The organism is Enterococcus sp. DIV1444a, from assembly GCF_051712125.1.
In the GTDB taxonomy this organism is placed as follows: Bacteria; Bacillota; Bacilli; order Lactobacillales; family Enterococcaceae; genus Enterococcus; species Enterococcus faecalis.
Genome location: NZ_JBIOOG010000001.1, coordinates 1055744 through 1067367, shown reverse-complemented (window position 1 = coordinate 1067367; position 11624 = coordinate 1055744). Strand labels below are relative to the sequence as shown.

The window sequence follows — 11624 nt, the reverse complement described above, 5'->3', positions numbered from 1 at the left end:
CTATGTCAATTCAGTTAGTTGCTATTGATATCGACGGAACATTACTAAATTCACAACACAAGATTACCCCACGAGTCAAAGAAGCGCTCCAAAAAGCAAATGATCAAGGCGTTCGTATTGTTTTATGTACAGGCCGTCCTTTGCCAGGCGTGAAAGAACAATTGGATGAATTAGCGTTATACGGTGAAAATGATTTCGTGATTACCTACAACGGTTCACTTGTCCAAGCAACCAAAGATAATACGATTATTTCACGCTATACCTTGAGTTATGAGGATTTTTTAGAAATTGAAATGTATTCTCGTAAAGTCGGCGCTCACTTGCATACAATTGATGATTCTGCTATTTACACTGCCAATCGTAACATTGGTAAATATACAATTCACGAAGCATCTTTAGTGAACATGCCTTTGAAATATCGTACGGTGGATGAAATGACACCAGAGATGAACATTATTAAAATGATGATGATTGATGAGCCGGAAGTTTTAGATCCTGCCATTGCAAAATTACCATTACATTTTACCGAAAAATATACGACTGTTAAAAGTACGCCTTTTTACTATGAAATCATGAATAAAAATGCTAGCAAAGGTAATGCTCTAGCAAAATTGGCAGACCACTTAGGCTTAAATAAAGACGAAGTGATGGCCATTGGTGACAATGAAAATGACTTATCCATGATTGATTACGCTGGGATTGGTGTTGCGATGGGCAATGCGACAGAAAATGTTAAAACAATTGCCGATGTGCATACCACTAGTAATGACGAAGATGGTGTCGCTCAAATTATTGAAAAAATGGTTTTAATTTAAACGTTCTTTTCAATAACAATAACCCTCAATCTAATCAACATAGATTGAGGGTTATTCGTTATTTTATTATGATGCCGCTAGCCATTTTTCAACGGCCCAGCGGTGGCTTCCTCTTTTTAATAAACGGATTGCTTCTTCTGGTGCAACCCAATGTAAAGTATTGGTCCTTTCTAAGGGTTCGCTGAGTTGCCGCCACGTATTAGCTACATAAAAATATCCAGGGTTATAATAGGCAGTTTGGCGATGGTTCGAATAAAAATATTCATCAGCTTCCCCTAAATAATGGCCAATTTCTACACTAATTCCTAATTCTTCTAGCACTTCTCGATGGATTGCTTCTTCTTTCGTTTCGGTGCCTTCAATTTCGCCTCCTGGTAAAAAATAAGCTCCATTTGGCGCTTGTACCAGAACCATTGTGTTATTTTCTGGTTTTGAAACAATAATGTATGCGGCATATCTTGTTTGATAGGTCAATGTCTCTTCTCTTTTTCCAAATGTTGGCGATTTCATTGGCGCACCTCTTCTCTTTTAATCTATTTTACCTGAGAAATTCCTTTAGAACAAGTCAGAAACCAAGCGTTTTTCTCTACATTTCACGTTTATCTATGCTACTATTAACATTGGAAATATAATTAAGTTTGAAAGGGAGTTTTTAACTATGAAAATGGCTCATACATGTGTGCGTGTAAAAGATTTAGAGGCATCATTAGATTTCTATCAAAAAGCCTTCAATTTTGAAGAAAGTCGCCGTCGTGATTTTCCAGAAAATAAATTTACTTTGGTTTATTTAACTTTACCAGGAGACGACTACGAACTAGAACTAACTTATAATTATGATCATGAAGCATACGATTTAGGAAACGGTTATGGCCATATCGCCATCAGTACAGATGATTTAGAAGGATTACACGAAAAACATCAAGCGGCTGGCTTAACTGTCACTGACTTAAAAGGCTTACCTGGAACTGCACCATCTTATTACTTTGTTGTCGACCCAGATGGTTATAAAATCGAAGTCATCCGTGAACGTTAAAAAGTTTCACTTGTTCACTTACTGAGCTTTTTGTGTTTGAGAGCTGTCTGAGACAAAACTTGTCTCGACTTCTTCTCAAACACTTTTTTCAAAAAAAGTGCTACAATAGAACGTATGAATTTATTGAGGATGTGATGTTATTATGACAAAAAAAATTATTGGAATCGCTGGCAATCAACTATTGCAGGCAGCTGAAGTGTTTCACGGCAATCAAGTGACTTACACCCCACAAGGTTTTGTCAGCGCTGTTCAAGCCGCAGGTGGCGTTCCTCTCGTTTTGCCAATTGGCCCCAAAGAATTAGCCGCTACGTATATACAACAAATTGATAAACTACTTTTAGCAGGCGGTCAAGATGTTGCCCCTGAATTTTACGGACAAGAACCCCATATAAAATTAGAAGAAACAAATCGTCATCGTGACGCGTTTGAGTTAGCCCTAATTGAAGAAGCCTTAAAACAAAACAAACCTATTTTTGCGGTTTGCCGTGGAATGCAATTAGTCAATGTTGCTTTAGGTGGCACATTATATCAAGATTTATCGATGTATCCTCAATGGTCAGTTAAGCATGGACAACAACCCACTCAACCAATCTTTGCGACGCATCGTATTGATGTTGAACCAGACAGTCAATTATCAAACATATATGGTACAACTGGTCAAGTCAACTCGTACCATCACCAAGCACTACATACTTTAGGAAAAGATTTACGCGTTACTGCTTGGTCCTCTGATGGCCTTGCAGAAGCAGTGGAATCAACAAATGAACAGCAGCCTTTATTAGCTGTCCAATGGCATCCTGAACTAATGTACGCACGTGATGCCAAATCCCAAGCACTCTTTAACTACTTTGTTCAAAAATTATAGTAAAAACGGAGGGACGTCTTTCGCCCCTCCGTTTTTACTTGCTATCATACTTAAAAATCAAAATTATCTGGATCTGCACCAAAACGATGATCCTTATTTAACTGATTAATTGCGGCTATTTCTTCTGGTGTTAATTCAAAATCAAAGACAGCAAAATTTTCCTGAATTCTTTTTTCGTGAACAGATTTAGGAATCACGATAATATCATTTTGTAAGTGCCAACGAATAATCACTTGGGCCGCTGATTTGCCATATTTTTCACCAATTTTCACTAGTACTGGCTCAGACAATAGATTACCTTGTCCGAGAGGAGACCAAGCCTCCACGGCAATCTTATTTTCGGCTAAATATTTTCGTAGCGGTTCTTGTGTTAACGTAGGATGTAATTCAATTTGATCCACCATTGGCACAACATTTGCTTCTGTTAATAAATCTTCCAAATGATGTTGATGAAAATTGGAAACACCAATTGCTTTGGCGCGACCACTTGCGTAAATTTCTTCTAACGCTTTCCATGATTCTTTATATTTACCTGCAACAGGCCAGTGAATTAAATATAAATCAACATAGTCTAACCCTAGTTTTTCTAAGCTTTTATCAAACGCTTTAATCGCATTTTCATAGCCTTGATCTTCATTCCATAATTTCGTCGTCACGAAAATTTCTTCGCGGGGAATACCCGATTGACGAATTCCTTCGCCCACCCCTACTTCGTTTTTATAAACGGCTGCCGTATCAATCAAGCGATAACCCGCTTCTAAAGCCCATTTTACTGAATTTGTTGCTTCTGAGCCATCTTCTACACGCCAAACGCCTAAACCCAGGCGTGGCATTTCATTACCGTTTGCTAATTTTTTTGTTTTATCCAAAGTCATGTGTTTCTTCAGTCCCTTCATTTTCATTACTTTTAGTATACTACGCATTCTTCTTTGACGAAACAATCACGACTTGTCAGGTCATTTTCTTTATTTTCAATAAATAACGACGCCAATAAGTCAGCACGCCGATTAGTGCCACAACTACAATTGTCCGACCACTAACGCTTCCAATCCACAGTTTAACTGCAAGTAACCAGATACAAAAAAGATAAACACAAGACCAATTAAAGGAAACTTTCAATGTACATGATTCCGCAATTTCGATTATCTGACTACTAAAAAAACGACTCCCTAATCGTAAAGTAACCGGACTGTGGAAAATGAATGTCCGTCGCTTATCAGCCGTCAAGCGAGTAGCACATCGTTCATCAATAAAAATTGTTACAGGTAATTTAGAAAGTAAATCATTTTTTGCCCATTCAATTGAAACTTTCACGCAGCATTCACAACCTTTAACAAAATTATAAAAGATATTATTTATTTACAAAATTATAACATTCCTAAAAAAACATGTTAAGTCTTAAAAAAACTTTCTATTTTCTTCCCCTTTCGCCGAGAGATTTAGTATACTAAAAGAAGAAATTTTAGAGAAAGTTGGATTTTTATGTTGATACTTGGTTTAGCCAGTACTGAAACAGTCGATTCTTCTGCTCCTGATTTAGCAGAAGCGACCGTAAAAAAAGTGAGCGCGTTGCAACGCTTTTGGAATAATATTAACTGGGATGCAATTGTCGCTACCTTAATCGAAAAAAGTTTATCCATTTTATTTTTAATTTTCCTATTTTTTATTATTCAGCGAATTGGGAAATATTTAATTGATCGCACCTATGCAAATTATAGTAAAAAGCAACATTTTAGTGAAAGCCGTTTAAAAACGTTACACACTTTAATCATCAATGCGTTTCAATATACACTGTTCTTTTTCTTTATCTATTCTCTTTTGACAATTGTCGGGGTGCCTGTTGGTTCATTATTAGCCGGAGCGGGAATTGCCGGAGTTGCCATTGGTTTAGGGGCTCAAGGCTTCATGAATGACTTAATTACTGGATTTTTCATTATTCTGGAACAACAAATGGATGTAGGCGATTATATTCGCTTATTGGCATTAAATATTGAAGGAACTGTTACTTCTGTCGGATTACGAACCACTCAAATCAAAGCAGTTGACGGAACCGTTCATTTTATTCCAAATCGAAACATCACCACAATCAGTAACTTATCTCGTGCCAATATGCAAGTGTTAATTGATGTCCGAATCAATCCTGAAGAAGGCTATGAAAAAATTTGTGAAGTGATTACAGAAGTCAATGAAACGTTAAAAGAAAAGTATATCGAAAGTATCCAAACTGGACCAGATATTTTTGGCATGGTTGATTTAGGCAATGGTAACTTTGCGGTACGAACGACCATGTATGTACTAAACGGCAAACAATTTGCGGTCAAAGAAGAATTTTTAGCCCAATATATCAAAGCATTAACAGAGGCAGGCTTTACGATTCCCAATACGCCCATTATTGCAAAATAAAAAACAGTCACCAGACGTTTATTGGCTTGTCTGGTGGCTATTTTTTTTATACATCACTAAAATAAATAGAAGAATTAAAAGTATTTCTCCCATAAAAAGATAACTCAAAGAATTGTATTCTCCTGTATCTGGCAATGTCCTTTCACTATTATATGAAATATAATAATTTGTTTTAAGATCAGAAACATTCCCTCCACTAATTATTTCATTCGAGTTTTCTTCCATTATCAACGTCGCCTTTGTTTCATCCATCCAATCCCTTCCTTTTCTTCACCAATAATAAAATGAGCAAAATGATTATTATTGTCATTAACGTAATAAATATATAAATATTAAGTTTACTCATCGGTTTTTTATCTTGGGAAATCACCTTCTTTTCAATTTGTTTTATTTCGTCTTGTGTCACGCTAAATTTCTTTTTAAAGGCCCAATTATTTTCTCCTGAGGAAAATAAAAGCTGCGCCTCATATCGCCCACTTTGAATTTTTTCTCTCGCCCACGGAACTTCGAGAGAAAACCAATCTTCTGGTGCAAAATTCATATTTTCTTGCACCATTTCAGAATATAATTTATCTTCGCCTTCTCGATATATTTTGATAGTCATTTTTACTTTATTTAAAACATTCGGTTTAGGATTTTGCATGTGTATCTTTAAAATAGATTGGTTATCTTTTTCAGCAATATTTAGTGAATCAACATTCAATTGATTACCACCTTGATAAGGAATTTCTTCTTGCAACATCACTGCGATTGCATAGGCTAACGTATGTTGTAATTCAATTCCCACTGATTGTTGGCTTTTTTTCTGAGACATGTCATTAATCAACGTTACATATATACCACCTAATAAAATACCCTCGTAACGATGTTCAGGTAATGTCAAATGGAAAGTGACTGTTTTAGAACTGTTTGCTTCTACAGTAACTTTTTGATTGGGCTTGTCTACCAATTGCTGAATATCTATTTTACTCGTTCCTTCATATTCTTTTATTTTTTTATTTAAACTATAATCAATCATACCATTTCCGTTTGTGTTGGCACGATTAAATTCTACATTAAATGTTTGAGGCTTTTTAGCATGATTTTTAATTTCTACAGCAATCTTTTTTTGTTCATTTGGAGCTACTTGATAATAAAAATAGTCAAGACTAGAGTCTGTTTGTTCTTTTTCTAACAATGGCTTTACTTCATAAGATAGTTGTTCTTGATTCGATTCAGCATTTACAATGATTGACAATGTTCCATTCGTAAGCATACTTAGAAGGAAAGCTGAGAAAAATAGCACTATTCTCAGCTTTTTTTTTGAAACTTTTTTCACTATTTAGCACCTTCATTAATACGTGAAGTCAGCGTCCATTTTATTTCTGCATTGTATAATCCTTTTTTAGCTTCATTACTATTAAAAGCTAGCGTGGCACGTTCGCCATCAAAATTTTGATAGTACGTTCCACCACCTTCATTTTTGTTTGCTGAAAAGATAGGTTGCGCTTCGGTATTGACCACAACTTTTTTTGTACTATTTCCTGTCAATTCAACTTTATTATTTTTTCCATCACTTACCTCTCCTGGACTAAGCGTTAAGGCAGCGGGTAATAAATGATCACCATTTTTAAAATCAGTTCTTGAAACAGAAACCACCCAACCTTCTAAAGTTCCGCGACCGTCTGTTACTTGTAAATTACTATTTTTTCTAGTATTGTTTGCAATTTTTTCGCCACTTCCGACTGAAAATTTACCAAAATGAAAATTTGGCGCTAAATCAATCCTTAGTGCTTCTGTATTTCCAGTGGGCTTATCTGGTCCGTTGGGGTCGGTTGGATCGGTTGGGTCAATTGGGGGAATCACTGGATCCGTTGGTGTTTTATTCTCTTCAAACAATAGCGTTGCGTTAGTTGAAGCACCATTTCCTTCAACTTCTTCACCGTTTGCAGTAACAAATTGACTTCCTAATACACTAACAGATAATCCTAACATCATCATTAAATTTCTTTTTTTCATTTTCTTGTTCCTTCTTTCTTTTTTTATATTTTAGGGTCCTAAATTCAAGACAAATTGAATGGATCCTTGGTAGGTTTCTTTTGTTTTGACATTTGCTGAATTCATTTTTAAAAACAGACCTTGATTTGGTTTAAAATCAATAGGCTTTGTTAACCCATTATTTCTTCTATCATTGATAAAAATAGGCGCAAAATCATTACTTAATTTAATGATTTCTTTGTTTTTCCCTTCAATATAAAGGTCTGCAGGTAAATAAGATTGTGTCTCGGTCTGCATTACTTTCTCAATTTTTGCTGATAATACCCAGTTTTTTTCAGATAGATAAGTATCTATTACTTGAATAGAAAACGCATTTTGGTTAAATAATTGGTCTCCAGGCTCTGGAATTGGATGCTGACCAAAATTAATCTCCTTTGTAATTGAAGTGAGCTTAACTTCTTCATTAATTACATTAACGGTAAATTGTTCCTCTTTTATTAACCCGTACTCATTGTTCACCCCAACCGTAATTTGGTGTTTCCCCTCAGACAAACCTTCAATTTCCATTTTTACTTCTTTATTTTTTCCTTTGTTTTCAGCAATTACTCTGTTTCCTGTATCAATTTTATAATAATACGTATCGTTTGTTCCCTCGGATTCAACTTTTCCGGTTACTTCGAATGGCTGATTCACTTGCAATTGTTCAGGAAATGTTTGTAGCGTCAAATTTAAAAATGTCTTTTGGTGAACCAACATTTGAACTGGGCTTAAATTTATTTGCCCGTCAGTTCCTTTAAAAGTATACCTGGTTGTTCTACTAAAATAAGGAATGGCATTTTCTTCATAAATATCTTCAGAGATGACTTGAGAATCAGCTTGAAGCAATGGTGTCACCGGGGTTTTAGTATACAGATTTATCACTCGCATATATTGATTAGGGTTGATAGTTTCTGTAATAGGTACCTGAATTGTCCTAGTTAAATAATTTTCACCATTTAAAACTCTGTTGACTCCTACTACTTCAGTGGTTCCATCTGTTTGTGTATCATCCTGCTTACCATTCACTTCGCCATTTGCTTGTTGGACATTCCAAGGAGAAATGTAGCTGTTCCATGTCGTTAACTCTGTTGAGTGATTTAAAATATTTTGTTGCTTTCGATTATAAAATTGAGAAGAAAACTGTAATCTCTTTAGACGATTAGGTGGTAATTTATTGTTTGTTACTACTTTAGAAACGCTTTTATCTGCTTCATTATTTTTAGATAGCGCATTTACATCTAAAACAAGTCTTGTTTTAATTGTCAGTTCTGGATTAAAAAGTAGCGACGCAAGCCATTTAAGTAATGCCCAAAAATCGAACCCGCTTTTATTAAATGTGTATGTTATTGTATTTCCAGAATAGCTTAATAAACGTTTATCTATTAGCACTATCTGGTTACCAATTTCAATGGTTGAATGATTTGTTAATGACTGCGCCATTTGTTGCCCAGAGATTCCTTCTGGTGTTACCCAGACTATTTTAAAATCGATAGTTTGACTTAAAATAGGATTATAACTAATATCGCTATTGTTGACAGTATAGTTATCCTCAAGGGTAACAACGCCACCTTTCCAAGGATCCTGTTGTAAATTTTCTGGCGTGTAAGTTACTTTCCCGTTGCTGCTAATAGCATAAGAATTGGAGGGGAATGAGAAAATACTGACGAGTATAAAAAATAGCCCCCACTTTTTCATTAAATCTCACCTCCTTTATAAAATTATTGTTCAGTCTTCTTGAAAGAATTTTTGAAAGAGCTCTTTTATCTTTTTTTCTTTAAACCCAATTTCTGGATGAAAAGCAATCAGCCGAATATGTTCTTCCGTTAATTGAATCCCCACCTTTTCATGCCAACTTTTATAAAATTCAACGAATAAACGTGCTTCCTCAGCAGTTATTTGTTTCTTCTGATAAACTTTTTCTTCTTCTTGATATAAATGAATATATTGTTTCTTCATTTCTTTGACGATAGCTTCATTAATTACTGGCATTTCCTCCCAAGAATATTTTTCCAAACACCTTTTTAATTTAATTACTTCTTTATTTAAATGATCTATTTCAATACGAACTAAGCCTAAACGAATATTTATAATTAAAGGCTTTATAAAAAACGGATTATTTAAAGTTAACTCAATATCTGACAATTTTAACTTTAAAGATTTCAGAAAAAAAATATTATTCATTCGTTCAACTATACGTTGTTGATGATAATATCGTTTTCCTTTTATTCTAGTTCCTTGCTCTATTAACCCAATTTCTTCATAATAACGGATTGTCCTGACCGTCGTCTTAAACAACTTAGCTAGTTCTGTTATTGATATCATTTTTTTACCTCCTAGTTTAGAATACTTCATTACGTTACGTAACTTTCAAGTATTTCGAAGTATTTTTTCATAATTTAAAATAAAAAAAAAGCCTAGGACAAAAATCACTTTGGATTTTTGTCCTAGGCTTAAAGACTGATAAAAGGCGAGAACAGAAGCAGCGTTACGTATTGAGTAGAACTAAGCACCTCTATATCGACCTCTGATATTATCTATGAGCAGATAGTTAATAATATTAAAATCATCGAACAAATTTCTAATTATCCAATGATTTTAAAAAGCCACTAACTGCCTCCACCCCAAACAATAACGCCTCTTCGTTCGGCTCAAACTTGGCAGAATGAAGGCTATAAGGGCTTGCCACTCCTAGCCAAAACATCGTGCCTGGGACTTTAGACAACAGATAGCCAAAATCTTCACCTGTCATTGCAACTGGCGCTTGTCGAAATTGAACTGTTGCTTGTTTACTCATGTATTCAATAAAATTCGTGGTACACGCTGGCTCATTTACTACAGGTAAATACCCTTTTTGATCAAGATGAACAGATACTTCACATTGAAAAGATTGCGCGATTCCTTCACTAATTTCGCGAATTCTTCGCTGCGTTTGTTCGTTGGTTTCTGCTGTCAATGTGCGAATTGTACCAGATAAAGTTGCTTCTTCTGCAATCACATTGCAGGCAGTCCCTGCATGAAAAGTCCCAAAGGTAACGACTGCCCCGACCACAGGATCAACATTTCGACTAACAATCGTTTGCGCTTGCTGAATTAAATTGGTGGCCGCCAAGACCATATCATTTGCTTGATGTGGAAAAGCCGCATGTCCACCTTTTCCTTTTAAGGTAATGTTCACTTCACAAGTGGCAGCAAACAACGTCCCTACTCTGGTACTAATAGTTCCGACTGGCAAATCAGGATTAACATGAAGCGCATAAAATTCATCAGGTAACCACTCACCAAACGCGTGGTCTTCATACATCAACATTCCCCCTGCTTCATTTTCTTCAGCAGGTTGAAATAAAAATAAAAAGTTATTGTCTGGTTGCTGTTGACTTAATTCTTTCAAAACCCCTAAGCCGATTGTCATGTGAAAATCGTGCCCACAGGCATGCATAAACCCTGGTCGTTTTGATTGAAAAGCAGAAATCACTTCCTCTTGAATAGGTAAACCATCAATATCAGCACGCCAGCCGATGGTTTTCTGAGGATTTTTGCCTTCTATGAAGACTAAAATCCCAGTTTGCCATGTTCGAACTTGCAGATAAGGTTGCTTCATTTTATCAATTTCATTAAGTAAAAAGGCTTGTGTTTCCTTTTCTTCTAAACCGATTTCAGGTATTTGATGTAGTTGCCGTCTAATCGCAATTAATTCTTCTTGCTCCACAAAAGCCACTCCTTCATTTTTGGGGTAATCGAAAGCCGCCATGAAGAAGTTTCTTCATCGCGACTGACTAATTTATTTTTAGAGTTTACGTAATTCTTCTAAAATCTCTGTTTTACTCTTGGTTTTATCATCAATCTGTTTAATTACTTTTGCTGGCACGCCTGCGACAACGGTATGCGCTGGAACGTCTTCCACAACTACTGCCCCAGCAGCCACAACGGCACCTTCACCAACACGAACCCCTTCTAGTACGACCGCATTCGCTCCAATGACAACCTCGTTTTCAATAACTACAGGTGCGGCACTTGGTGGTTCAATGACACCAGCTAAAACCGTTCCCGCGCCAATATGACAATGTTTTCCTACAGTTGCACGACCGCCCAAAACAGCACCCATATCAATCATAGTCCCTGCACCAACGACGGCGCCAATATTTAGAATAGCCCCCATCATAATCACCGCTTGATCGCCAATTTCAACTTTTTCGCGAATCAAAGCACCAGGTTCAATCCGGGCATTGATGTCTTTCAGATCAAGAAAAGGAATTGCTGAGTTACGCGCATCGTTTTCTACAACATAATCCTCAATTTTTTCTTTGTTTGCTTCTAAAAAAGGTTTTACGTCAGCCCAATCGCCAAACAGTGTCGCAGTTTTACAATTATTAAAGACCTTAATTGTTTCAGGAAACGTGACTTCTTTTAATTGCCCTTTCAGTGTTACTTTAACAGGCGTTTGCTTTTTGGCATCGCCAATATATTGAATAATCTCATATGCGTCCAATCACAG

Annotated in this window: 14 protein-coding genes; 4 read left to right on the top strand and 10 right to left on the bottom strand. The window is 35.9% G+C overall.

The features are described from left to right. Positions 1–2 precede the first annotated feature (2 nt). Positions 3–815, top strand: a complete 813-nt coding sequence (yidA, locus tag IGI87_RS05345) for a sugar-phosphatase (RefSeq protein ID WP_242365797.1) — start codon at positions 3–5, stop codon at positions 813–815. 66 nt (positions 816–881) lie between these two features. On the opposite strand, the gene IGI87_RS05340 is transcribed toward yidA, so the two are convergent. After that, positions 882–1325 (bottom strand): NUDIX hydrolase, encoded by a 444-nt coding sequence (locus tag IGI87_RS05340; protein ID WP_113793815.1) that lies wholly within the window; start codon positions 1323–1325, stop codon positions 882–884. Between the two features lie 148 nt (positions 1326–1473). Between IGI87_RS05340 and gloA the strand changes: the two genes are divergently transcribed. Both gloA and IGI87_RS05330 read left to right on the top strand, forming a co-directional pair. Next, positions 1474–1848 (top strand): lactoylglutathione lyase, encoded by a 375-nt coding sequence (gene gloA / locus IGI87_RS05335; RefSeq protein WP_002358003.1) that lies wholly within the window; start codon positions 1474–1476, stop codon positions 1846–1848. Positions 1849–1990: 142 nt separating this feature from the next. Next, positions 1991–2713, top strand: coding sequence for a gamma-glutamyl-gamma-aminobutyrate hydrolase family protein (locus tag IGI87_RS05330; protein ID WP_438736420.1), 723 nt, complete (start codon positions 1991–1993; stop codon positions 2711–2713). 50 nt (positions 2714–2763) lie between these two features. Here IGI87_RS05330 and IGI87_RS05325 read toward each other — a convergent pair whose 3' ends face one another. Together IGI87_RS05325 and IGI87_RS05320 are read right to left on the bottom strand one after the other, a co-directional pair. Beyond that, positions 2764–3636, bottom strand: coding sequence for an aldo/keto reductase (locus tag IGI87_RS05325; protein ID WP_438736419.1), 873 nt, complete (start codon positions 3634–3636; stop codon positions 2764–2766). Positions 3637–3664: 28 nt separating this feature from the next. Then, positions 3665–4027 (bottom strand): hypothetical protein, encoded by a 363-nt coding sequence (locus tag IGI87_RS05320; RefSeq protein WP_162782428.1) that lies wholly within the window; start codon positions 4025–4027, stop codon positions 3665–3667. A gap of 168 nt (positions 4028–4195) precedes the next feature. Here IGI87_RS05320 and IGI87_RS05315 point away from each other — a divergent pair, with 168 nt between their 5' ends. Further along, the gene (locus tag IGI87_RS05315; RefSeq protein WP_002382128.1) at positions 4196–5116 is read left to right on the top strand and encodes a mechanosensitive ion channel family protein; all 921 of its coding nucleotides are present in this window, start codon (positions 4196–4198) and stop codon (positions 5114–5116) included. 18 nt (positions 5117–5134) lie between these two features. On the opposite strand, the gene IGI87_RS05310 is transcribed toward IGI87_RS05315, so the two are convergent. The 7 genes from IGI87_RS05310 to dapD all read right to left on the bottom strand — a co-directional run bounded on the left by IGI87_RS05310 (position 5135) and on the right by dapD (position 11618). Further along, entirely contained in the window at positions 5135–5368 is a 234-nt protein-coding gene (locus IGI87_RS05310; protein ID WP_113793812.1) for an LPXTG cell wall anchor domain-containing protein, read from the bottom strand. After that, complete coding sequence (locus IGI87_RS05305; protein ID WP_438737399.1) at positions 5361–6371, bottom strand: WxL protein peptidoglycan domain-containing protein; 1011 nt, start codon at positions 6369–6371, stop codon at positions 5361–5363. The genes IGI87_RS05310 and IGI87_RS05305 overlap by 8 nt, the downstream gene beginning before the upstream one ends. A gap of 62 nt (positions 6372–6433) precedes the next feature. Continuing rightward, a complete protein-coding gene (locus IGI87_RS05300) occupies positions 6434–7114 on the bottom strand; it encodes a WxL domain-containing protein (protein WP_002366469.1) in 681 nt (226 codons plus the stop codon). A 30-nt stretch (positions 7115–7144) separates the two neighbouring features. Then, on the bottom strand, positions 7145–8827 hold the full coding sequence (locus IGI87_RS05295; RefSeq protein ID WP_438736418.1) for a hypothetical protein: 1683 nt from the start codon (positions 8825–8827) through the stop codon (positions 7145–7147). A gap of 30 nt (positions 8828–8857) precedes the next feature. Then, complete coding sequence (locus IGI87_RS05290; RefSeq protein WP_240185112.1) at positions 8858–9454, bottom strand: MerR family transcriptional regulator; 597 nt, start codon at positions 9452–9454, stop codon at positions 8858–8860. 256 nt (positions 9455–9710) lie between these two features. After that, positions 9711–10880 carry an N-acetyldiaminopimelate deacetylase gene (locus IGI87_RS05285; protein WP_438736417.1) on the bottom strand — a complete coding sequence of 390 codons (1170 nt, stop codon included), beginning with the start codon at positions 10878–10880 and terminating at the stop codon, positions 9711–9713. A 36-nt stretch (positions 10881–10916) separates the two neighbouring features. Further along, positions 10917–11618 (bottom strand): 2,3,4,5-tetrahydropyridine-2,6-dicarboxylate N-acetyltransferase, encoded by a 702-nt coding sequence (gene dapD / locus IGI87_RS05280; protein WP_438736416.1) that lies wholly within the window; start codon positions 11616–11618, stop codon positions 10917–10919. Positions 11619–11624: the final 6 nt, after the last annotated feature.